21 protein-coding genes, 10 tRNA genes and 2 pseudogenes are annotated in these 21,426 nt (G+C 42.0%); 6 read left to right on the top strand and 27 right to left on the bottom strand.

Annotated elements, in window-relative coordinates; genetic code table 11:
• The 3 genes and pseudogenes from CVD19_RS24765 to CVD19_RS13905 all read left to right on the top strand — a co-directional run.
• Positions 1 to 141 carry a hypothetical protein gene (locus CVD19_RS24765; protein WP_180953622.1) on the top strand — a complete coding sequence of 47 codons (141 nt, stop codon included), beginning with the start codon at positions 1 to 3 and terminating at the stop codon, positions 139 to 141.
• Positions 141 to 476 (top strand): hypothetical protein, encoded by a 336-nt coding sequence (locus tag CVD19_RS13910; RefSeq protein ID WP_101582446.1) that lies wholly within the window; start codon positions 141 to 143, stop codon positions 474 to 476. Before CVD19_RS24765 ends, CVD19_RS13910 begins: the two co-directional genes overlap by 1 nt.
• Positions 477 to 598: 122 nt before the next feature.
• A pseudogene (locus tag CVD19_RS13905) lies at positions 599 to 774 on the top strand (transposase); the annotation flags it as partial.
• Positions 775 to 822: 48 nt separating this feature from the next.
• Here CVD19_RS13905 and CVD19_RS13900 read toward each other — a convergent pair.
• From CVD19_RS13900 to CVD19_RS13865, 8 genes are all read right to left on the bottom strand, one after another.
• Positions 823 to 1,149 (bottom strand): YnfA family protein, encoded by a 327-nt coding sequence (locus CVD19_RS13900; RefSeq protein WP_101582445.1) that lies wholly within the window; start codon positions 1,147 to 1,149, stop codon positions 823 to 825.
• A gap of 167 nt (positions 1,150 to 1,316) precedes the next feature.
• The gene (locus CVD19_RS13895) at positions 1,317 to 1,574 is read right to left on the bottom strand and encodes a glutaredoxin (RefSeq protein ID WP_257985140.1); all 258 of its coding nucleotides are present in this window, start codon (positions 1,572 to 1,574) and stop codon (positions 1,317 to 1,319) included.
• A gap of 618 nt (positions 1,575 to 2,192) precedes the next feature.
• Positions 2,193 to 2,621 (bottom strand): protein-tyrosine phosphatase family protein, encoded by a 429-nt coding sequence (locus CVD19_RS13890; protein ID WP_101582444.1) that lies wholly within the window; start codon positions 2,619 to 2,621, stop codon positions 2,193 to 2,195.
• Between the two features lie 18 nt (positions 2,622 to 2,639).
• Complete coding sequence (arsA, locus tag CVD19_RS13885; RefSeq protein ID WP_101582443.1) at positions 2,640 to 4,409, bottom strand: arsenical pump-driving ATPase; 1,770 nt, start codon at positions 4,407 to 4,409, stop codon at positions 2,640 to 2,642.
• Between the two features lie 16 nt (positions 4,410 to 4,425).
• Positions 4,426 to 4,791, bottom strand: coding sequence for an arsenite efflux transporter metallochaperone ArsD (gene arsD, locus CVD19_RS13880; protein WP_101582442.1), 366 nt, complete (start codon positions 4,789 to 4,791; stop codon positions 4,426 to 4,428).
• An 86-nt stretch (positions 4,792 to 4,877) separates the two neighbouring features.
• On the bottom strand, positions 4,878 to 5,297 hold the full coding sequence (gene arsC, locus CVD19_RS13875) for an arsenate reductase (thioredoxin) (protein ID WP_101582441.1): 420 nt from the start codon (positions 5,295 to 5,297) through the stop codon (positions 4,878 to 4,880).
• A 27-nt stretch (positions 5,298 to 5,324) separates the two neighbouring features.
• The gene (locus CVD19_RS13870; RefSeq protein WP_101582440.1) at positions 5,325 to 6,623 is read right to left on the bottom strand and encodes an arsenic transporter; all 1,299 of its coding nucleotides are present in this window, start codon (positions 6,621 to 6,623) and stop codon (positions 5,325 to 5,327) included.
• A gap of 14 nt (positions 6,624 to 6,637) precedes the next feature.
• Positions 6,638 to 6,982, bottom strand: coding sequence for an ArsR/SmtB family transcription factor (locus CVD19_RS13865; RefSeq protein WP_101582439.1), 345 nt, complete (start codon positions 6,980 to 6,982; stop codon positions 6,638 to 6,640).
• 136 nt (positions 6,983 to 7,118) lie between these two features.
• Between CVD19_RS13865 and CVD19_RS13860 the strand changes: the two are divergent.
• Positions 7,119 to 8,334, top strand: a pseudogene (locus CVD19_RS13860) (IS256 family transposase).
• On the opposite strand, the gene CVD19_RS24760 reads toward CVD19_RS13860, so the two are convergent.
• Positions 8,249 to 8,437 (bottom strand): hypothetical protein, encoded by a 189-nt coding sequence (locus CVD19_RS24760; protein WP_180953627.1) that lies wholly within the window; start codon positions 8,435 to 8,437, stop codon positions 8,249 to 8,251. The pseudogene CVD19_RS13860 and the gene CVD19_RS24760 overlap by 86 nt on opposite strands.
• 196 nt (positions 8,438 to 8,633) lie before the next feature.
• A complete protein-coding gene (locus tag CVD19_RS13850) occupies positions 8,634 to 9,353 on the bottom strand; it encodes a GNAT family N-acetyltransferase (protein WP_101582437.1) in 720 nt (239 codons plus the stop codon).
• A gap of 717 nt (positions 9,354 to 10,070) precedes the next feature.
• On the opposite strand from CVD19_RS13850, the gene CVD19_RS13845 reads away from it, so the two are divergent.
• Positions 10,071 to 10,943 (top strand): AraC family transcriptional regulator, encoded by an 873-nt coding sequence (locus tag CVD19_RS13845; protein ID WP_101582436.1) that lies wholly within the window; start codon positions 10,071 to 10,073, stop codon positions 10,941 to 10,943.
• A gap of 534 nt (positions 10,944 to 11,477) precedes the next feature.
• Here the strand turns inward: CVD19_RS13845 and glmS are convergent.
• The 6 genes from glmS to sigW all read right to left on the bottom strand — a co-directional run bounded on the left by glmS (position 11,478) and on the right by sigW (position 18,603).
• Positions 11,478 to 13,280 (bottom strand): glutamine--fructose-6-phosphate transaminase (isomerizing), encoded by a 1,803-nt coding sequence (glmS, locus tag CVD19_RS13840; protein WP_101582435.1) that lies wholly within the window; start codon positions 13,278 to 13,280, stop codon positions 11,478 to 11,480.
• Positions 13,281 to 13,769: 489 nt separating this feature from the next.
• Positions 13,770 to 15,119, bottom strand: coding sequence for a phosphoglucosamine mutase (gene glmM / locus CVD19_RS13830; RefSeq protein WP_101582433.1), 1,350 nt, complete (start codon positions 15,117 to 15,119; stop codon positions 13,770 to 13,772).
• A 36-nt stretch (positions 15,120 to 15,155) separates the two neighbouring features.
• The gene (locus tag CVD19_RS13825; RefSeq protein WP_101582432.1) at positions 15,156 to 16,385 is read right to left on the bottom strand and encodes a CdaR family protein; all 1,230 of its coding nucleotides are present in this window, start codon (positions 16,383 to 16,385) and stop codon (positions 15,156 to 15,158) included.
• Positions 16,378 to 17,205 (bottom strand): diadenylate cyclase CdaA, encoded by an 828-nt coding sequence (gene cdaA, locus CVD19_RS13820; RefSeq protein WP_101582431.1) that lies wholly within the window; start codon positions 17,203 to 17,205, stop codon positions 16,378 to 16,380. The genes CVD19_RS13825 and cdaA overlap by 8 nt, the downstream gene beginning before the upstream one ends.
• Before the next feature lie 174 nt (positions 17,206 to 17,379).
• Positions 17,380 to 18,024 (bottom strand): anti-sigma factor family protein, encoded by a 645-nt coding sequence (locus CVD19_RS13815; protein ID WP_101582430.1) that lies wholly within the window; start codon positions 18,022 to 18,024, stop codon positions 17,380 to 17,382.
• A 15-nt stretch (positions 18,025 to 18,039) separates the two neighbouring features.
• Positions 18,040 to 18,603 (bottom strand): RNA polymerase sigma factor SigW, encoded by a 564-nt coding sequence (gene sigW / locus CVD19_RS13810; protein WP_101582429.1) that lies wholly within the window; start codon positions 18,601 to 18,603, stop codon positions 18,040 to 18,042.
• Positions 18,604 to 18,775: 172 nt separating this feature from the next.
• On the opposite strand from sigW, the gene CVD19_RS13805 reads away from it, so the two are divergent.
• A complete protein-coding gene (locus CVD19_RS13805; RefSeq protein ID WP_101582428.1) occupies positions 18,776 to 18,931 on the top strand; it encodes an aspartyl-phosphate phosphatase Spo0E family protein in 156 nt (51 codons plus the stop codon).
• A 102-nt stretch (positions 18,932 to 19,033) separates the two neighbouring features.
• Here CVD19_RS13805 and rocF read toward each other — a convergent pair whose 3' ends face one another.
• The 11 genes from rocF to CVD19_RS13750 all read right to left on the bottom strand — a co-directional run bounded on the left by rocF (position 19,034) and on the right by CVD19_RS13750 (position 21,351).
• A complete protein-coding gene (rocF, locus tag CVD19_RS13800; protein ID WP_101582427.1) occupies positions 19,034 to 19,930 on the bottom strand; it encodes an arginase in 897 nt (298 codons plus the stop codon).
• 192 nt (positions 19,931 to 20,122) lie between these two features.
• Positions 20,123 to 20,198, bottom strand: a tRNA-Ala gene (locus CVD19_RS13795).
• A gap of 10 nt (positions 20,199 to 20,208) precedes the next feature.
• Positions 20,209 to 20,283 (bottom strand) — tRNA-Gly (locus tag CVD19_RS13790).
• A 52-nt stretch (positions 20,284 to 20,335) separates the two neighbouring features.
• Positions 20,336 to 20,408 (bottom strand) — tRNA-Lys (locus CVD19_RS13785).
• 74 nt (positions 20,409 to 20,482) lie between these two features.
• Positions 20,483 to 20,557: transfer RNA gene (locus CVD19_RS13780), tRNA-Gln, on the bottom strand.
• Between the two features lie 60 nt (positions 20,558 to 20,617).
• Positions 20,618 to 20,702 (bottom strand) — tRNA-Tyr (locus tag CVD19_RS13775).
• 46 nt (positions 20,703 to 20,748) lie between these two features.
• Positions 20,749 to 20,824: transfer RNA gene (locus CVD19_RS13770), tRNA-Thr, on the bottom strand.
• A gap of 165 nt (positions 20,825 to 20,989) precedes the next feature.
• Positions 20,990 to 21,065 (bottom strand) — tRNA-Val (locus CVD19_RS13765).
• A 4-nt stretch (positions 21,066 to 21,069) separates the two neighbouring features.
• Positions 21,070 to 21,144: transfer RNA gene (locus tag CVD19_RS13760), tRNA-Glu, on the bottom strand.
• Between the two features lie 17 nt (positions 21,145 to 21,161).
• Positions 21,162 to 21,234, bottom strand: a tRNA-Thr gene (locus CVD19_RS13755).
• Between the two features lie 42 nt (positions 21,235 to 21,276).
• A tRNA-Asn gene (locus CVD19_RS13750) sits at positions 21,277 to 21,351 on the bottom strand.
• Positions 21,352 to 21,426: the final 75 nt, after the last annotated feature.

Below are 21,426 nucleotides of genomic sequence, written 5' to 3'. Positions count from 1 at the left end.
ATGTTTAATCTTTTCAAGAAAACCGAAAAAGGTTCAAGCTGTTGTAATGTGAAAATCGAGGAAGTAAAGGAAGAAAAGAAAGCTTCCAGTAAAGAAACTCAGCATTGCTGCTCAGCGGACGATGACCAGGAGTGTAGTTAATGACGGTCAACCACGGAGGAACATTGAAGAAAGAATATTTTCTGGCGTATTTAAAGTTACTTATGAGTTTCCGAAATTGTAGTGTCAAAGAAGCTGAATCACTAACATTTGAGCTATTTTTCAAAAATGATAAAGATGCTTATGGTGCCGAGACATACTATAACTTTTTAAAAGCTGTTAGAAATCTGAACGAAGAAAAGAAAGCGTTGCTGCAATGCTGGGTAAATACGAATAAGCCTGCCACAAGAAGACTCGCCATAAGGCGAGTCAGGCTGTCGAGAAACTCTCCACAGCCTATTATTTTATTTAATAATTTTAATATTTCACCGCGTTAATCTACTATAATATAGTTAACAAATTACAGGAAATGTTCATGATTCCGTTCCTTATCTTTCCCGATTAGACCGTCAGGTGGAAATATTTGGTTTTAAAGTAGAAGCAGTTGCACTCGATTTGCATTCGGTCTGAACGTCAATTAGAACGTGAAATCAGGACAAACGTAGCCTACCGATGGTTCCTGGGCTTGAAACTGAATGACCCGGTGCCTGATCATACAACTATTAGTTGGAATCGCCGAACCCTTTTTAAGATACGAATATTTTTCAAGAGATTTTTGATGAAATCGTCTTCAAGTATACTTTCTCTACAAGCTGACTCGCCATAAGGCGAGTTTTTTGCATTTCATTGGCGAGGCGCGAACAACATCACTGAAACACCAATTAAACATATACATGCACCAATCCAATCATATAAATCGGGTGTTTTCCTATCAATGCCCCATCCCCATAATACAGAGAGAACAATAAATACACCACCGTACGCAGCATATACTCTGCCGAAAGATGGGAATGTTTGAAATGTAGCGATAATACCATATAAAGCTAAGGCGACGCCCCCGAACACACCCAAATAAAATGACTTACCTTCTCTTAACCATAACCAAATGAGGTAACCTCCGCCAATCTCGGCAAGTCCTGCAAATATAAATATTACAATTGCATTCAACATTTATTCCACTCCCTGAATCATTAAGCCTATAAGAAAAATTACACCGGAGAACCTACTCCTTCTTCAATAATATAGCATCGATTCAATCAAACCATCATTTTTGCACAACTTTCCCGCGTCATAAGAAAACCAAGGGTGAAATCCTCACCCTTGGTTTTTGTTCCTTATTACCCTGACCTAAGCCAGCTGCTTTTAACGCATCGATGTCTATTCCTGCTGACTAATTTCCTGTTGATCGCAACCGCATGAACGGATTTCACGCCATATTCTTTTGCTTTTGCTTCGCATTCAAGCGTGTCGCAGTTTTTGTTCAAGTCGTAAACAACCACTTCACAATTTTCACAAGCTAGAGCCTTCACTTGTTCAACGGCACCTTCACAGACACTACAACCAGCTGTAAATACTTGAATCAATCTTTTTGCCATTTTAATTCACTCCCTTAGATAATTTTCTCATGATCGGACATTGATCTTTTGGAACTCCAGCAACCAGGGCATTTCTCCACCAGTCTCTCTAACAAGAACTTCATCTCATTTAAATCACGAATTTTCTTTTCAATCTCTTGAATCTTACTTGATGCAAAAACGTTCATACGCTGGCCTTCCCCCCTCATTTAGAATTATGCACCCTGTACCTTAGTACAGGGTCAATAGTAAATGTCATAAAAATTTTTCCATTTTTATTAAAATGAAAAAAACCCTGCTCCGCAAGGAGAAGGGTTTGTAATAGGACTATTAACAACAATCACTTTCATTGCCCAAAAGCACAAGTCCGTTTGCTTCCTCATTAAAATCGAGAATGAGGTCTTGTGTGTTAGGTTCAATGTTCGGCTCAATTGCGACTTGTATTTCGTTAATCGTTACGACTTTATCTTTTTCTTCTGGCTCATCCAGAGCCAGCCCTACCTGTGGCTGTCCTCAGCCAAAGCCTGCAAAGTAAACTCGGATATTTTTCGCATTATTCTCTTCCAACAATTGCTTTAATATATCACGAGCCTGATCTGTGATCTTCATGTCAACATCTCCTTTCGTGGACAACTATTATTATGCATTCGGGTGTATGCTCTGTAAAGCCTCTTTCATTTCAGGCTTCACGTTAATTTTAGGACGAATGGTTTTTGCGATTTCCTCAGCTTCCTCAATGCTCTTTGCTTTTCCTAACTGAAGCAACATGCCAATCGCAACAGTCCCTGTACGGTTGCTTCCGCCACCGCAATGGAAGTATATTTTTTTCCCTTCATTGTACGCATTTACAACCTGGTCAATCGATTCTTTTATGGATTCTTCCTGGTGTTGTGCATCATCAACGATTGGGCTATGGACTCTGATACGAATAGTATCTTCTTCTGGTGCTTCCGCACGCAAATCAAAGATGACATCCACTTTTTCATTTTCCAGAACATCTTTTGCATTATCTGCTCCGCCAATGTAAATTCTGTCTTTAACTAATTCTTGATAGTTCTTAGTGGTCATTGTAGGATGCCTCCAAATTCATTGATGAGTATAATTTTTTAACTTTTCATATCCAGTTACACTTTCACTTTGCAATGGAACGATTGCACACTTATGTGCCAAACGTGTCACTTTCTCTATCCACTGTTCCTCGGCGATTGCCCTTCCGTTTAGTACTGGATCAGAAGTGTTTGTTGCATGTAAGCTCTGGTTAATGACCCACCACTGTGGAGCGATATTGGCCCGTTTTAAATCATCCTGCAGACGGCTGGCCTCTAAGACCGGTGTTGCTTCAGCAAGTGTGACTATAACAACAGCTGTTTCTCTAGCGTTACGGAGGTGAGGCAGCAAGTTTTCGACACTTTTAGGCACCTCACCTGTTGAGCGTTCAAGTTCCTTGTGGTAAGATCGTGCAGCATCCAAAAGTAAAAGCGTATGTCCAGTAGGGGCTGTATCGATGACAACAACCTCATCTTTTGCTTTTTCTACGACTTCTGCAAAAGCACGGAAGACGGCAATCTCCTCTGTACACGGAGAGTTCAGGTCTTCTTCGATATAGGCAAGTCCTTCATCATCAAGATCTTCACTCACCTTAGATAACACTTCTGATTTGTAAGCCTCGACTTCTGATTTTGGGTCGATTCTGCTAATGGTCAATTTTTCATTCGCATTTTTCTCATTTAAAACCAATTCTAAATGAGCAGCTGGGTCTGTTGTGGTGAGATGAACATTCAAACCTCTCTCAACAAGTCCAACAGCTATTGCAGATGCCAGTGTAGTTTTCCCAACCCCGCCTTTGCCCATCGTCAGAATGACGCGAGTATCATTGATAATGAAATCGTCATTAACTGCTTCTAGACCTGGTAGGGTAATTCTCCTTTTATCAACAACAGTTTGGGACGCAGGCAAAATATATTGCTTAAACAAGTACCGTAGGTTTTCAACCCCAGTTAACGAATATGACACGTATGGCAATGAATAGACGATTACTTGTTTCAACTGATGAGGCAATTGTCTCAGTGCATCGCGTTGACGGTTATATAAAGCGAAAGATAGCTCATCATCAGGAACGTAAGATTTCATTAGTCCATTAATGATAAGAATCTGATTCCGAATTCCAATTTCGCTTAATTCCTGTGATGCCCGGTTAGCCTCCAGCAAGGTTGACTCATCTGGCCTTGCCACCAGTATCATCATCGTTTGCTTTGGATCGGATAATGCATCAACGGTATTTAAGTATAGTTGTTTCTTTTCGGATAGGCCGGACAGCGGACCAAGGCAGGACGCACCACGCGTACTTACCTCCAGAAATCCACTCCATGCAGTTGGGAGCTGGAGAAGCCTGAGTGTATGACCAGTAGGTGCTGTGTCAAAGATAATATGGTCATAAGACTTAACGATGGAATGATCGGAAAGCAGGGTTGTAAATTCATCAAACGCTGCGATCTCCACTGTGCAAGCACCAGACATTTGTTCCTCCATGGTGGCGACAACGGCATCAGGCAATAGCCCCCTATACGGACCTATCACTTTTTCCCGATGGGCTTTAGCTGCCTCTTCTGGGTCAATGTTACATGCGAACAGATTGGTTACTTGCGGCACTGGCTTTGGTGTATTGCTTAAATCGACTTCTAAAACATCCTGCAAGTTCGACGCAGGGTCTGTGCTGACAAGTAATACCTGTTTTCCTTCCTCTGCCAATGAGACAGCAGTGGCACAAGCGGTTGACGTTTTTCCAACTCCACCTTTGCCTGTGAAGAATAAAAACTTGGTTTTCACAATTGATTTAGGCTCAAAAGGCTGAAACATTGTTTTTCACCTCTTTCTATTTCATTGGTTTAAGGTCAATCTTTAGATTAGCCTTTTGTTTGACCGCAAGCTCTTCAGCATCAATGCCAAACCACTTTGCAAATTCTTCATTTGATGGGTAGACGCCAATTTTTGTGATGATACCATCAACCAATGTAACAGGGAGGGAATCTGGGCCTTTTTCGTGAAGAACCCGATTCACTTCAGAGTTTGAAACGAACACCGCAGGTTCTGTTCCCAGGTTATAGCGTTTAATGTCAAATCCTTTCTTCTCTAATAAAAAGATTGCTGATGCAACCCGAGACAGTTCAGGATTTACACTTGGCCCGCATACTCCAGTTGGACAACACATTGCAGGATCAAATATTTCAACTTTACTCATCAACATTCTCCCCTCGTACGAATAAGTAATCGCTTATATGTTATGCGAAAGTATAGCCAAGAGGTGTCTCTTGGCTATTTATCTTATTACTTTCCAGTTTCAGCGAACGTTTTGATACGGTCTGCAATTTCATCGCGGACACGTTGGAAGAACGCCCATTTTTCTTCGTCTGTTCCTTCTGCTTTCGCTGGATCATCAAAGCCCCAATGCTCACGTTTTACATGTGGAGGGGTCATCGGACATTTGTCTGCTGCATCGCCACAAAGTGTAACGACCAAATTTGCATTATTCAGGATTTCAGGGTCAATGATGTCAGAAGTTTGATTCGAAATATCAACTCCAGCTTCATTCATCGCCTTAACTGCATTTGGGTTTAGTCCATGTGCTTCTATGCCCGCACTCTTGACTTCCCATTCGTTACCTAGATATTTCTTAGCCCAGCCTTCAGCCATTTGGCTACGGCATGAGTTACCTGTACATAAGAAGTAAATTGTTTTTTTGGACATGTGTGATTGCTCCTTTTGTTGTAAGTATTATGAAATAATGGTCAACCATATATAAAGTCCTACCAGCGTGATGAACAGGGTAGGAATGGTTAAAACAATTCCTGTTTTAAAGTAGGTACCCCACGATATCTTGACCCCTTTTAGGGACAACACGTGTAGCCATAACAGTGTTGCAAGGGATCCTATCGGAGTGATCTTTGGACCTAGGTCTGACCCGATGACATTTGCATAAACTAATGCTTCCCTAATGATTCCGGTTGTATTTGTATCCGCTATTGCAAGTGCATCAATCATTACCGTAGGCATGTTATTCATAATGGACGAAAGAATGGCTGCGATGAAGCCCATTCCGATTGTTGCAGCAAATAATCCTTGATCAGCCGTCCATTGAATCAGATCAGCCAGGACGCTAGTCAATCCAGCATTTCTTAAACCGTAAACAACGACATACATGCCAATGGAGAAAAATACGATTGCCCATGGAGCACCTTTGATCACGTTTCTGGTGTTCACAGCTGGACTTCTCCTACCCATAAACAAGAAGAAAATAGCCACAATTCCTGCAACAATGGAGACAGGGATCTCAAGCAGTTCACTTATGAAGTATCCAGCGAGTAAAACCGCAAGGACGACCCAGGATAATCGGAACATTCTTTCATCCTTTATGGCATCAGCAGGTTTCTTCAATTGTGCTAAATCATAATTCCTAGCAATGCTCTTATTGAAATACAGATACAGCACCAAAATGCTAGCAAGTAATGAGAACAGGTTTGGGACAATCATCCTTGAAGCAAATTCATTGAACCCAATATTGAAGAAGTCAGCAGACACGATATTCACCAGATTACTTACCACAAGGGGAAGTGATGTTGTATCAGCGATAAATCCGCTTGCTATGATGAACGGAAAAATCATCTTTTCTTCAAACTTCAAGTTCCTTACCATTGCAAGAACGATAGGTGTCAGTATAAGGGCTGCACCATCATTTGCGAACAATGCTGCTACCAGAGCTCCTAAAATACAGATATACACAAACATTTTGATGCCGTTTCCCTTAGCAGCTCTTGCCATATGTAGTGCCGCCCATTCAAAGAACCCGATTTCATCTAGAATAAGAGATATAATGATAATGGCAATGAACGAGAATGTGGCGTTCCACACTATTTGAGTAACATCGATAACATCGGCAAAGTCCACGACTCCAAGAATCAGGGCAAGAATGGCACCGCCGCATGCAGACCAACCGATGGACAGATTTCTTGGCTGCCATATGACCAAGACGAGAGTAAGTAAAAAAATCAATGAAGCAAGAAGTGTTGAAACCAAGTTGTAACCCCCAATTATTCACATGTAATTCTCAGACCTTGCTTTTCAAGCTCCTTCAGTTTGTATTCCTGGTCTGGAAGGTGCTCCAATATGTTCTGTACCATAGGATAGTGTTCACTTTGTTTGTTTAGCGAGTAAATAATCCACTGACCTCTCCTTGTTTCACCAACAAGCCCCGCATCCTTCAGCTTACGTAAATGTTGGCTGATGGCTGGCTGACTCGCATTGAACATCGCTACAAATTCACACACACAACAGTCATGACTATCCAATAGCTTGATCATCGTCAATCGGGTTTTGTCGCCTAAGAGCTTCAAGATGCCAGCTGCCTGTTCTATTGGTACTGCTGACTTAAGCACTGCGTACACCTCCTATCTCATTCACGTATCAATATATAATAATTCACTTATATGTGCAACAGATGAATATTAAGTAAGATTTGCATGAACAAAGCAGGGGTTCGAAACATGGATGGAATAAGGGAGATGATCATTTATGCAAAACGAAACAAACTGGTTGGCTAAAGAATTAGCGAAAGATTGTCGGACGGTGGAAGACATTCAGGAAAAGTTGAAGGATCTGTTCAAAGGTACCATTCAACATGTGTTTGAAGCTGAAATTGACAATCATTTGGGCTACAAGATGCATGATAACGAAGGTGACCATTCCGGAAATAGCCGAAATGGCTATAGCCAAAAAACAGTTAAAACCAAGTTTGGAAATGGAGAGCTAAAGGTGCCGAGAGACAGAAAAGGCGAATTTGAACCACAAATTATCAAGAAATATGAAACTGCATCGAATGGGTTGGAAGACCAAATTATTGGCCTATATGCAAAAGGCATGTCGACCATAGACATTGAAGACCACATGCAGGACCTCTATGGAATAGAAGTATCGCCTGCCATGGTCAGTAAGGTAACCGATAAAATCATGCCCCTCATTGTGGAATGGCAATCACGTCCATTGGATCGGGTCTATCCGATAGTCTTTTTGGATGCCATCCACTTCAAAGTACGGAAAGAAAATCGGATTTTAAGCAAGGCTGCCTACAGTGTTTAGGGATCAATATGTCCGGTCACAAAGAGATTTTGGGCATTTGGATTGGAGAAAATGAGAGTGCGAGATTCTGGCTGGGAGTCTGTAATGACTTGAAAAACAGAGGAGTGCAGGATATTCTGATTGCTTGTAAGGACGGACGTTCTGGCTTCTCTGAGGCTATTAGTACGGTCTTTCCACAGACTGATATCCAGTTATGTATCATTCACCAAATCCGTAGTTCTATGAAGTATGTTTCGTATAAGGAACAAAAAGGCATTATGGCAGACTTGAAGAAAATCTACCAGGCCCTCACTCTGGAAGAGGCTGAACTAGAGTTCTCCAAATTCAAGGAGAAATGGGGCAAAAAGCACCCAATCATCATCAAATCATGGGAAACAAACTGGCTGGAATTAACCGCCTACTTTAGTTACCCTGCCGAAATCAGAAGACTCATTTATACCACAAATACGATTGAAGGCTATCATCGCCAGCTTAGGAAAGTCACCAAGACAAAGACAGCCTATCCAACAGATGTTCACTCAGGAAGATAATTTATTTGGCTACTATGGAAATCTCCAAGAAGTGGACTATGCCTGTAAGGGCATGGAAAGAATGTATATCACAACTGGCCATTTATTATGGGGAACGATTGGAAGCTGAGCTTTCCTCATGACCGAAGTGTGGTGCCGGCTTGACATGGCCTCTGCGGGCATGATTTCCGGTGATTGGGCGATACCTTCCAAAAGAAAGACATCGCCCGGCTCAGAGCCTATCATGCCCGCCACTCCATATAAAGCCTTTACATATAATGAAGTGAAACCCCATTTACACAAAAAGATTTATACTCCCCAATATTTAAATTAAATTTTGAGTTTTTTTGAGAGATATTAAATTGGACTTTTCATTTTATGCCTCCTTTTTTTAGGATAAATCTGGGGAATGTAGATTTATCACAGATTTTTAAAACCTTATTTATGAAGAAAATACCAATGTAATGAGGGCATCTTTTTGCTCGCTACAACCATTAGTTTTCATAATTCTTCTCATAGGTATATTTTCAATTTTTGTTGCACCTAAATAAGATTTTGCTTTAAACTCATTTTGCAATCTATAAAGTCCTATTAGATGCAAGTTCTTTCCATACCCTTTACCAATAAATTTAGGATGTATTCCTATCCAAAAAATACGACCTTCCTTATTTGTTTCAGGCTCAATATGAGGAAAGACCACACCTATTGGTTCATTATTTAACGTATAAACCGTGTACATTTTTTCCGCTTGTGTTGGTAGTTCACTCTTCATACTCATGAGAAACTTTTCCGCTTTATTTGCTTCATTCCCCATCACTTCAGATAAAAATAATAATGATTTCGTGTCAGTTATTGACCATACTTCGTATGACGGAATAAAAATTTCTCTTTGTTCTGAAAAATCCTTAATAAAAATAACTCTTTCGCCAACAATCCTCATTTTTTGTTTTGTGCTAATTAATTTATCTAAAAGAGTTTTAGGACATTCAAGCGATATTCTTTCAATCCCATAATTTTTCATTTTAGATATAAGTTCCATTATAAGAACATCCATTTTACTAGATTGAATCAATTTATCATTGTGAACTTCCAAAAGAATATCCCAATCATTTTTAATAATATGAACTCCAACATTTTTTAGCTGATTTATAATTTCTTCCATTAATCTCAGCCCCTGTACCCTTCCTTAAACTTCAACCGAACTCTCAAAGATTTAAATATACTGACTTACCAACATTTTAACATAAATATCCATTCTTTTTTAAAAATCATTATCCTTTCTATTTTATTCTATTCAAAAAAACCTTATAAAAAAAGACCCAATCCTCATTTGGATTGAGTCTAACTTGATAATATTTTTTTACATAACCGCCGCTAATTCAGTTCCCAACTTTTTTGTTCAGTTCCCGAAACTTTTTTGTAATTCAACAATCTGTGTTCGAACAACTTAGTCGTGAACTAAATTTCCATAAATAACCGATGCATACGTTTCCGTTTTTTACATTAAACAACTCGTTCGTGAACTAATCCATAGAGCAGAGGTGCTTTTCACGACAACTCAGTCGTGAACACATTACAAAAAAGTTATTTATCTTACAAAAACGAGTGCCTGAATTTAAGATCAGCTGCCGACCCAGGCGGCTTTTTTTATTTAACTAAAAGGGCACTTAGTTGAACAAAAAGGTTGGATTATTACGCTGGCTACTGAAGGATTGTACATTATTATCATGAATTGTTATATGTATTAACGAATTTGAAAATTGTTAATATCAATTTAACCTTCCAATGAACTAACAAAAACACTCTACATAACTGTACACAAATTGTCGGAAGGATGATGTTGGTTCCTGCTATTCTTTTGTATAAGGGAGGTAACATAATGGATTTGCTTAGGAACATGAATGAAGCATTACAGTATATTGAAGAAAACCTTACTGATGATATTGACTTTAAAGAAGTGGCAAGATTAGCTTTGTGTTCAGAATATCATTTCAAAAGAATGTTTTCATTTCTTGCGGGTACTACGCTCTCCGAATATATCCGAAGAAGACGCCTTACTCTTGCTGCATTTGAACTAATTAATACTAAACTAAGGGTTATTGATATTGCTATTAAATACGGTTACAGTTCACCTGATTCCTTTACCAGAGCCTTTCAAAGTTTGCATGGTGTATCGCCATCAGTAGCAAGAAGTAATGGTCAGTCATTAAAAGCCTATCCACGAGTGACCTTTCAATTATCAATTAAAGGAGGAAGTGAAATGAATTACAGAATTGAAGAAAAAGAGGCATTTCACATAGTCGGTATCAAGAAACGGGTACCCATTGTGTTTCAAGGTGAGAACCCAGAGATCACTGCTATGTGGAAAAAATTAAATACCGACACGATAAGTAAACTTATTGAACTATCTAATATTCAACCAAAAGGGATCATACAAGCATCCACTAACTTTTCGGAAGGTCGTATGGAGGAAAAAGGAAGTCTTGATCATTATATAGGTGTAGCTACAACAAATGAATGTCCCGAAAACTTTTCTAAGCTAAAAGTTCCTGCGTTTACCTGGGCTGTATTCGAGTCAGCAGGACCTTTTCCTAATATACTCCAGGATACATGGGGGCGTATTTATTCAGAATGGTTTCCTTCTTCGAACTATCAACAAACAGAAGGACCAGAAATTTTGTCGATCAAAACCAAAGATTTAAGTTCCCCGATAGTAAAAAGCGAAATTTGGATTCCGGTATTAAAAAGATAAATAAGTTATATAGCTGCTTATTTTGAGGCAGATATTTTTATTTTTATTGTGAGTTCAATTATTGTATTTAAACTAAGCTGCTGCTTTAGTTGAAGAACTCTCAGCCGAGTCAGCCATGGCGATAGAAAACATTTCATTTTGAAATTAAAAAGAGATAGCCGCCTAACCAATGGCGGCTTTTCAAAATTTCGTTTCACGATTGACTTGTCTATGTTATAACTGAGTTGTCCAGGTCACGACTAAGTTGTCTGAGTCACGATTAAGTTATCTCGTGACACCCGCTTCGAATCATTGGTATATCAGGCTTTCTCGCAATTTAATCAAACGTTTGATCAAATTATGAACACATAAAAAAGAACCGAGAAAACGTACCAACGGTACGTCTCCCGATTCTCTGGATTGTTTCTGATCTATATTTGCCTCACGCTTTTTCCCCGTTCAGATACCAACTTAATTACAGCAGGTACGAACTTGAATTACATGGGGAATGTGTTAAATGCGAAGAGACAAATCTCTTCTTCCTCTAATTCCTCATTACTCAACAGTAACCGACTTAGCCAGGTTCCTAGGCTTATCAACGTCACAGTCACGGTGCAGGGCTGCATAGTATGAGATCAATTGCAGCGGTATTACAGAGATAAGGGGTGTTAACAGTCCGTGCACTTCAGGGATCACAAAGCGGTCTTCGTCTGTTTGAAGGCCATCCATGGAGATAATGCACGGGTTTGCACCGCGGGCGGCGACTTCTTTAACGTTTCCGCGGATGCTCAGGTTTACACTTTCTTGTGTTGCAAGGGCGATGACAGGAGTCCCTTCTTCAATTAAAGCAATGGTACCGTGCTTTAATTCTCCTCCTGCAAAGCCTTCAGCCTGGATATAAGAAATTTCTTTCAGCTTTAATGCACCTTCAAGGCCAACATAGAAATCGATCCCGCGGCCGATGAAGAAGGCGTTTCTTGTTACGGTCAAGTATTCACGGGCAATGGATTCGAACTCTTCTTTCGAGTCACAAAGCATATCAATCGCATTCGCAGCAATGCCAAGCTCTTTTACCAGGTCGAAATCCACATCAATAACACGGCTCTTTGCTGTCACATCTGCCAGGATTGCCAGCACTGCCAATTGGGCTGTGTAGGCTTTCGTCGACGCTACTGCGATTTCAGGTCCGGCATGGAGCAGGAGAGTAAAGTCTGCCTCACGGGATAATGTTGAGCCCGGGACGTTTGTAATCGTCAGCGCCTTGTGGCCCATATCTTTCACTTTCACAAGCACCTGGCGGCTGTCTGCTGTTTCCCCGCTCTGGGAAATGAACACAAATAAAGGCTTTTCAGACAGCAGCGGCATGTTGTAGCCGAATTCACTTGAAATATGGACTTCCACTGGAATTTTCGCCATTCTTTCAATGAACTGCTTTCCAACGAGTCCTGCGTGGTAAGACGTTCCCGCAGCAATGATATAAATGCGGTCAGATTCATTCATCGCTTCAACGATATCCTGCTCAATCACCAATTGTCCGTTTTGATCCTGATAATTTTGGACGATTTTACGGATGACCATTGGCTGCTCATCAATCTCTTTAAGCATATAGTGAGGGTACGTTCCCTTTTCGATATCACTTGCGTCCAGTTCGGCAATATAAGGCTCACGGCTGATGACTTCCCCGCTAAGGTTTTGGATGGTCACTTCGTCTTTTGTGACGATGACCATTTCCTCATCCATCAGCTCGACATACTTGTCTGTCACCTGCAGCATGGCCATTGCATCGCTGGCCACTACATTAAACCCAAAGCCAAGGCCAACAAGCAGAGGGCTTTTATTTTTCGCAACAAAAACCGTTTCGCTGTTTTGTTCATCCAAAAGGGCCAGCGCGTATGAACCATGAAGAAGTGTCAGCGTTTTGCGGAAGGCTTCTTCAACACTCAAGCCATCGTTTACAAACAGTTCAATTAACTGAACAATGACTTCAGTGTCCGTATCACTTTTTAAAGGAACATTTTGCAGATACTCACGCTTAAGGATGTCGTAGTTTTCAATCACCCCGTTATGGACAAGGGTCAGCCGGCCGGAGTTGCTTTGATGAGGATGGGCGTTTACTTTGCTTGGTGCTCCGTGTGTTGCCCAGCGTGTATGACCGATTCCGGTATTGGCCGTCACGCCAAGGTCTACTGCATTTCTAAGGTCGGCAATGCGGCCTTTTTCTTTAAATACATGGACACCATTTTCATTCAAGACAGCAATTCCAGCAGAATCATAACCACGATATTCAAGCTTTTCCAGGCCTTTTAATAAAATTTCTTTTGAATCTTCAAATCCAATATATCCAACAATACCGCACATAACTTCTAGTTCCTCCCTGGCGATAGGGGGCAAGAAGCCTCGGGGGCATACTTGCCCCCTTATCTCTGATTATAAATAGGTTTGAGGTCAGACTTGTAGCCAACCTCCGAATAATTTTAAGCATTCCCTTCTCTTTGTGCATTGAGTTGCCCCAATGTTTTAAAGCAAGGATTTGCGGCTGTGCTCTTTCAGCCGGGAGGCATCCGCCGAACATTCGATAAACCTCCTCCTCGTCAACTAATCCCTGCCGTTCGGGACTAGTCCAGGCGCTTTAGATATTCAGTTTTCCCGCTCCCACCTTTCCGATAGATTCAATGTTTTTGAATGATCAAAAACAGGATAATCATACAGGAACTTTCTAGTTCCGTCAATAGAAAACTAAGGAAGATCCTTTCCGGGACTTTACCCGGAGCCAACATGCGAAACTCCCTTAATAAAATAAATATGCATGAGGGATTGAAAGCGTTCCCTCATGCATATCCCATTTCGTTATTCTTTCAATCCCATTTCGGATTCTACAACTGTGGTGATCCGCTCGACATACTGCTTACAAAGATCTTCCGATGGAGCCTCAGCCATCACTCGAACTAACGGTTCTGTACCCGATGGACGGACAAGGATTCGGCCGTTTCCGTTCATTTCTTCTTCAACCTGCTGGATGACTTGTTTCACTTTATCATTGTCTGTAACATGATGTTTATCCGTCACTCTCACATTGACAAGTACCTGCGGATACTTCTTCATTTCACCCGCCAGCTCGGAAAGCGGCTTTTGTGTGATTTTCATGATATTCGCGAGCTGCAGCCCTGTCAGAAGGCCGTCACCAGTTGTGTTGTAATCGAGAAAAATAATGTGGCCGGATTGTTCCCCGCCAAGATTGTAGCCGTTCTTTTTCATTTCTTCGACTACGTAGCGGTCGCCGACGGCCGTTTGGACACTGTTTATTCCATGTGCTTCAAGCCCCTTATAGAAACCAAGGTTGCTCATCACTGTTGAAACAACAGTACCCTGCTTCAACCTGTTCTGTTCATTCAGGTATTTGGCGCAAATATACATGATCTGGTCGCCATCGACAATCTGTCCGTTTTCATCAACGGCAATCATCCTGTCGCCATCCCCGTCAAAAGCAAACCCCACATGGGCTCCCTTTTCCTTCACAAAAGCTGCAAGAGTTTCCGGATGGGTTGACCCGACTCCGTCATTGATATTCAACCCATTCGGGGATGCTCCCATTGTGGACAGGTCAGCATCAAGGTCAGCAAATAAATGGGCTGCCAGCGAAGAAGTTGCACCATGCGCACAATCAAGCGCAATATGGATTCCGGAAAAATCTTCATCCACTGATTGCTTCAAATACTGCAGGTATTTTTGGCCGCCTTCGAAGTAATCATTTACTTGTCCAAGATCTGCCCCGACTGGGCGCGGCAATTCGTCATTTTCCAAGTCCATCAGGTTTTCAATTTCGAGCTCCTGTTCATCAGAAAGCTTGAAACCATCCGGGCCAAAAAATTTAATCCCGTTATCAGCTACCGGATTATGTGATGCGGAAATCATGACTCCCGCCTGTGCACCAAGCGCTTTTGTAAGGTACGCCACTCCCGGTGTGGAGATAACTCCAATCCTCATGACTTCAGCTCCAATGGAAAGCAAACCCGATACGAGGGCCCCCTCTAGCATATGGCCTGAAATCCTTGTGTCCCGACCGATTAAAACCTTTGGACGGCTTTGGTTTTTAGTTAACACATACCCTCCAAAACGTCCAAGTTTAAAAGCCAATTCTGGCGTCAATTCACTGTTAGCAACTCCACGGACTCCATCCGTACCGAAATATTTACCCATTCTATAATCGCTCCCTCTAGAATTATTGCAGGAAAATTACACTTCTTTTTCAGTTACCGTAATGCTCGCTGTTTCTCTTGCCAATCGCCATTTGATGTTTTGAGGTGCTGTAACCTTTATATTGACCTGATGGTCCCCTCCCTGTAAGCCTGACACATCAGCAATAAGCTTAAAATCTTCAGCCGTAAGAGCAGCTACAGCATCACTTGGCCCGGAAACAATCACATTGGTCAGTCCGTTGTCAGGAGGCAAAAAACCCGCCTCTAAAGGTTCGGTTTCGCCCTCGATGCCAATCGGAACATTAGAAATTGTTTTTTCAACCTGATTGTTGACATTAACCGTTACTTTTGCTGTTTCAGGTGTTACCTTTACCACCCCGTTTGAGATGATGACTGGCAATGTGAGTTCTGTATCTTCAGACAGGTTGCTGACGTCGACCTCGACCCGCACGCTATCCACCGACTTTAAAATATCTGGAGCTGCAATGATGGTCGCTTGTTCTGTATCAAGTTTCATCGATTCGATGGTAATACCTGCAGGCGGTGTACCTTTGCGGACAATGTTAATCGGCACATCCTTGCTCGAGCTTTTTACTGGTATCGTAACCTCTACAGTATCCGGATCGACGACCACTTCAAGCTTATTAAGCTGTCTGTCAAACACCAGAATGTCAGCTTCCCGGCTGATCGTTTCATTTACAGGATCGTCTTCATCAACGGTTGCTTTGACATAGCTAATTTTATCGATGATATCCTTTGCGCCTGTTATCTTTACACGGGCCGGATCAATACTTGCCTCCCCGGCAATATAGCCTTCTTGTATCTTTCTCCTGTCGAATTCAGCTTCAACCTTGAATTCTTTTGTTACTTTTTCCTGAACTGATACATTTACATATTCAGGCTCTATGGTCACTGCCAATCGTTTGGATATATCCCTTACTTTTATTTCGGCTCGTTGCTTGCCAATTTCGACGTCTGTCAAATCCACATATACCTCAAAGTTTCTTAAAGCCTTGGCTTGCTGGACAATATTTTTTGGCCCCTGGATGGTCATATTCACTGTGCGAGGTACACCGCTAACGACCAGATTTTCTGTGTCGTAATAACTTTTAACCTGAACATCAGTAATTGTCTCAGTATTTTCGTCCGAAGGAACATTTACGGCAGTCTCACTTTCATCATCATTCGGAACGGATGAAAATAGCAGGACGGCAAGCACGAGGGCAACGGCTTTCATAAACCATGGATAGTCCATCAGTTTATCCATTTTTCTTCCCCCTCCAATTCCACACTGCTGAGAAGTCCTGTCTCATTTTCGCCTGGGAACCAAGTTCATTGGCCAATAGCTCGCGCAGAGTAGGCTGGCTTAAGTCCCGGTAAAGCTCGCCGTTTTTCGTGAGAGAAACATTGCCGGTCTCTTCAGAAACGACAACTGTAATACTATCAGTCACTTCGCTGACGCCCAAGGCTGCCCTGTGCCTTGTTCCCAGTTCTTTCGAAATAAACGGGCTTTCAGAAAGTGGTAAATAACAGGCGGCTGCAGCAACAGTATTTCTTTGTAAAATGACCGCACCATCATGAAGCGGTGTATTCGGGATGAAAATGTTGATCAGCAATTCTGCCGACACCTTGGAATTCAACTGTATTCCTGTTTCAATATAATCACTTAACCCGGTTTCTCTTTCTATCGAAATTAACGCGCCGATCCGGCGTTTTGCCATATAGTCCGTCGCTTTGGTGATCGCCTCAATCATCTTATCCTCGTCATCTTCCTCCTGGTAGCCAGTCCGGGCAAAAAGCCTGCCCCGCCCCAGCTGCTCCAAGGCCCGCCGCAATTCCGGCTGGAAAATGATGATGATGGCCAGGAAACCCCACGTCAACGCTTGCTGCATTATCCAGCTGAGTGTATTGAACCCGAAGAAATCACTGGCAAATTTCACAATCAGGATCACAAAGATCCCTTTCAATAATTGCACTGCCTTCGTTCCCCGAATGATTGCAATCAGCTTGTAGATAACGTACCAAACAAGGAGAACGTCAACGATATTGGCTAGATATTCTAAAATGTTGAAATCTGCAGAATCCATTGTACTTCCTCCACGATTTTTATCAAAAAGAAGGAGTTGTTTGTGTACTTCCATCCCCACGTCTTTTGTAACTTTATTATTATATCATAAGAAAGGTATATTTTATGAAACTGCACCTGGTACTTTTTTGAACTGCCACCTTCAGGCCGGATAGCAATAAAAGAACAGCCACCCTTACTGGAGCGACTGTTCTTTTGCTTCTTTATTATCGTCTAGAATGCCCACAGTGCTTTTAACAGTTTTTTTAATGTGGTACCACATCCAGTCAAACACTTCATTCACTTCAGTTATTTCTCCTGTCACATTTCCTGCTGAAGCCAGGTACTTCTCGCCATTAATGACTGTGACATTTCCCTGGACCTGACCCTCTATCTTTATTTCCCCATTGCGTACGACAAGATCCCCTTTTACAACTTCCCCTTCCGGAACGATGACGGTATTGTTTTCAACAATGAGGTTAGGGTGTTTGGATACTGAAAATTGCTGTTCTGTATTCCAGGTAGAGACGATGCTTCCCATCATTAATACAAGAAACAAAGAAGCAGCAGTCAGTAACGGGTGGTTCCTAAACCAGCGCTGGAATTCTGCTTTCTTTTTCTCTTTTGGAAGCTTTGCCATTATATTTGCCGTAAAATTTGACGGCGCATGGACGTGGGACGTACTTTGGACGAGTGCAATTGCCCTTGTTAATTCCCTAAAAAGGATCTGGCAGTCGGAACATGATTGCAAATGCTCCCTTAATTCCCGTTCATGGTCGGTCGATATTTCTTCATCTAAATATTCATGCATATATTCTAAAAACTTATCTGGACAATTCACGTTATCACCTCTTAATTAAACATGGCGTAATTGCTGTCTGAGAGCTTCCCGTCCCCTGTGGATTCTCGTTTTAACCGTCCCGAGCGGAAGGTCCAGTATTTCACTGATTTCATTCAGTGAAAGCTCTTCAATATACTTTAATACGATGACAGACCGGTATTTATCGGGTAGTTTTGAAATTTCTTTTTGGACCATATCCTGCAGTTCTAAACTTTCCAGTTCATCCTCCGGTAATTCCGTGTCTGATGCGACCTGTGAATACATGTTCAGCCCTTCTGTCCCGGGAACTTCTGCATCTAAATAATAATCCGGTTTCTTTTTGCGAAGCCTATCTATACACAGGTTTGTGGCAATCCTGTATAACCATGTCGAGAACTTCAAATTTTGGTTGAAACTGTTAATATTGATATATGCCCTAATGAATGCTTCCTGTGCCATATCCTCGGCTTCGTGCCGATTCCCCAGCATTCTGAAGCACAGTTGAAATACCCTGTCCTTATATAATTCCACGATCTCTGCATATGCATTTTGATCGCCTTTTATCACCTGTTTAATTCTTTTCTTAACAATGGTCTCCATTTTTTACCTCGCCTCACATTGCGGCTAACCGATATACGTACCGGCTGCAGAAAAGGTTTCAATTTATATAAAAATCTTGACGATATTTAGTTTAGCAAATATTTACTCAATTGGTTTAAAAACTTTTAATCCGGTTATAAAAGAACATATAAAGGATACTGGGGTGGTTAACATGTGTAGGAATTCACTGCTTAGGGATATTGAAAACTGCCGTAAACAAATGGTTGAGCTGGCATCACTTACGTCACTGTCCAATGAACAAGTGCTCAAGGCCAGCACGAAGCTTGATCATTTATTAAATAGATACCACGGTTTATCTTCAAAATAAAAAAAGGTTTATCTTCCAAATAAAAAAACGATTTTTCTTTAAATATGTTTGGTTAAACGATAAAGCAGCAGCTTATTGATAAGCTGCTGCTTTTTTATTGTACTACAGAAGTTTTTCCCCGAATAGGGATCCCATTAACGCAACTGCGGCAATTGCAGTTTTATTTCTTTCATCCAGGATTGGGTTTACTTCAACGAATTCAGCTGATGTGATAATATCGGCCTCCTCCAGCATTTCCATAGCTAGATGGCTTTCACGGTAACTGATACCCCCGGGGACAGGTGTACCTACACCCGGTGCATCGGTTGGATCCAATCCGTCAAGATCCAATGACAGATGTACGCCATCAGTCCGTTCTTTTAAGTATGCAATGGTTTGTTCTATCACTGTGGCCATGCCGAGCCTGTCTATTTCATGCATCGTAAACACTTTTATGCCTAATTTTTTTATCAGGATTTTTTCACCCTCATCGAGTGACCTCGCACCAATAATGACAACATTTTCGGGTTTGGCTTTTGGACTGTATCCCGCAATGTTTGTTAACAGTTCATGGCCAATTCCCAGGCTGGCAGCCAGTGGCATGCCGTGGATATTTCCGGATGGTGATGTCTCTGATGTATTTAGGTCGCCATGTGCGTCATACCAGATCACACCTAAATTTTTATAATGCTTTGATACACCTGCCAAAGTGCCGATGGCAATACTGTGATCGCCTCCGAGTATGAGAGGAAATGAGCCCGAGCTGACTATTTTATCTACTTCCTTTGCCAAGAGGGCACTTTTCTCTGCTACTAAATCCAGATTTCGTAAATTGGATTCGGGATCCACCCGAACTTCCGGTCTGCCTACCTGGATATCTCCCAAATCTTCTATTTCATCGAATAGCACTTTTAATCTCTCATTTACTCCGGCGTACCGGATTGCGCTTGGACCCATGTCCACACCACGGCGCATTTGCCCTAAATCCATCGGCATTCCAATTATTGAAAGTTTTCTCATTCTTTCACCCATCTCCACTATTCTTTTACTTTATTTTAACCGCTTACATTCAACTGACTCAACTGGACAACTTTGTGCATATTTATACGTTATCAAACCCGTTCCATTTCTATTCGGTATCATAAAAATAACCTAATAAAATAAAAAAAGTCTTAAACCTAAGGCAGGTTTAAGACTCAATATGTAGTATGATGGTGGAGCCTAGCGGGATCGAACCGCTGACCTCCTGCGTGCAAAGCAGGCGCTCTCCCAGCTGAGCTAAGGCCCCGAAAAATGAATGGAGCGGAAGACGGGATTCGAACCCGCGACCCCCACCTTGGCAAGGTGATGTTCTACCACTGAACTACTTCCGCATATTAATCAGTTAAAAAAATAAGTGAAACGGTCTTGATAATAATATAAACATGAGCCATGAAGGACTCGAACCTTCGACCCTCTGATTAAAAGTCAGATGCTCTACCGACTGAGCTAATGGCTCGTAATTTGCTTAAAATAACCTCTCGGTATTTTGCACAAAATCCGCTGAAGTAAAAATTCAACAATATTATGATTTGGCTGGGCTAGCTGGATTCGAACCAACGCATGACGGAGTCAAAGTCCGTTGCCTTACCGCTTGGCTATAGCCCAGTAGTATAAAACAAAAAGGGACACAGTTAGCTTGTCCATTTTTCTTAATAAATATTCAAATGGTGGAGGGGGACGGATTCGAACCGCCGAACCCTGAGGGAGCGGATTTACAGTCCGCCGCGTTTAGCCACTTCGCTACCCCTCCGGTTAAATGATGAAATTAATCTTAACGTCCTCGATCATAACAAGAATGGTGCCGGCAAGAGGACTTGAACCCCCAACCTACTGATTACAAGTCAGTTGCTCTACCAATTGAGCTACACCGGCACAGATTAAAATAATTACTTAGTTTGGTATTACTAAACAAAGTTTTTCTTTTCGCAGGTGTCCTCATCTCAGTAAACTTATTCAAGCAGCAGTTCGATGAGTACAACTCGCAGCATATTCGTGATGCAACGCTCGTCTCTACCAATTGAGCTACACCGGCACATATGGTGGAGGATGACGGGCTCGAACCGCCGACCCTCTGCTTGTAAGGCAGATGCTCTCCCAGCTGAGCTAATCCTCCAATATGGTGACCCCTACGGGATTCGAACCCGTGTTACCGCCGTGAAAGGGCGGTGTCTTAACCGCTTGACCAAGGGGCCGTTATAGTTTAATAGAGAGCTCCCAAGCGGGCTCGAACCGCTGACCTCTTCCTTACCATGGAAGTGCTCTACCTGCTGAGCTATGGAAGCATGCTGCTGCCAGCTCAAAAGGACGTATCCTTTTTGAGGTTTTGGCTCCGCAGGCAGGATTCGAACCTGCGACCGTTCGGTTAACAGCCGAATGCTCTACCACTGAGCTACTGCGGAATAATATTAAACTGCCCGGCGGCGTCCTACTCTCACAGGGGGAGAACCCCCAACTACCATCGGCGCTGAGAAGCT

It is taken from the genome of Bacillus sp. T33-2, from assembly GCF_002860205.1.
GTDB lineage: Bacteria > Bacillota > Bacilli > Bacillales > Cytobacillaceae > T33-2.
This window is presented reverse-complemented; position numbering and strand designations above follow the sequence as displayed.

Bases quoted from the DNA above. Each gene is read 5' to 3' on its own strand.
- CVD19_RS24765 (WP_180953622.1), top strand. From the start codon at position 1: ATGTTTAATCTTTTCAAGAAAACCGAAAAAGGTTCAAGCTGTTGTAAT.
- CVD19_RS13910 (WP_101582446.1), top strand. From the start codon at position 141: ATGACGGTCAACCACGGAGGAACATTGAAGAAAGAATATTTTCTGGCG.
- CVD19_RS13900 (WP_101582445.1), bottom strand. From the start codon at position 1,149: ATGTTGAATGCAATTGTAATATTTATATTTGCAGGACTTGCCGAGATT.
- CVD19_RS13895 (WP_257985140.1), bottom strand. From the start codon at position 1,574: ATGGCAAAAAGATTGATTCAAGTATTTACAGCTGGTTGTAGTGTCTGT.
- CVD19_RS13890 (WP_101582444.1), bottom strand. From the start codon at position 2,621: ATGACCACTAAGAACTATCAAGAATTAGTTAAAGACAGAATTTACATT.
- arsA (WP_101582443.1), bottom strand. From the start codon at position 4,409: ATGTTTCAGCCTTTTGAGCCTAAATCAATTGTGAAAACCAAGTTTTTA.
- arsD (WP_101582442.1), bottom strand. From the start codon at position 4,791: ATGAGTAAAGTTGAAATATTTGATCCTGCAATGTGTTGTCCAACTGGA.
- arsC (WP_101582441.1), bottom strand. From the start codon at position 5,297: ATGTCCAAAAAAACAATTTACTTCTTATGTACAGGTAACTCATGCCGT.
- CVD19_RS24760 (WP_180953627.1), bottom strand. From the start codon at position 8,437: ATGATAGGCTCTGAGCCGGGCGATGTCTTTCTTTTGGAAGGTATCGCC.
- CVD19_RS13850 (WP_101582437.1), bottom strand. From the start codon at position 9,353: ATGGAAGAAATTATAAATCAGCTAAAAAATGTTGGAGTTCATATTATT.
- CVD19_RS13845 (WP_101582436.1), top strand. From the start codon at position 10,071: ATGGATTTGCTTAGGAACATGAATGAAGCATTACAGTATATTGAAGAA.
- glmS (WP_101582435.1), bottom strand. From the start codon at position 13,280: ATGTGCGGTATTGTTGGATATATTGGATTTGAAGATTCAAAAGAAATT.
- glmM (WP_101582433.1), bottom strand. From the start codon at position 15,119: ATGGGTAAATATTTCGGTACGGATGGAGTCCGTGGAGTTGCTAACAGT.
- CVD19_RS13825 (WP_101582432.1), bottom strand. From the start codon at position 16,385: ATGGATAAACTGATGGACTATCCATGGTTTATGAAAGCCGTTGCCCTC.
- cdaA (WP_101582431.1), bottom strand. From the start codon at position 17,205: ATGGATTCTGCAGATTTCAACATTTTAGAATATCTAGCCAATATCGTT.
- sigW (WP_101582429.1), bottom strand. From the start codon at position 18,603: ATGGAGACCATTGTTAAGAAAAGAATTAAACAGGTGATAAAAGGCGAT.
- CVD19_RS13805 (WP_101582428.1), top strand. From the start codon at position 18,776: ATGTGTAGGAATTCACTGCTTAGGGATATTGAAAACTGCCGTAAACAA.
- rocF (WP_101582427.1), bottom strand. From the start codon at position 19,930: ATGAGAAAACTTTCAATAATTGGAATGCCGATGGATTTAGGGCAAATG.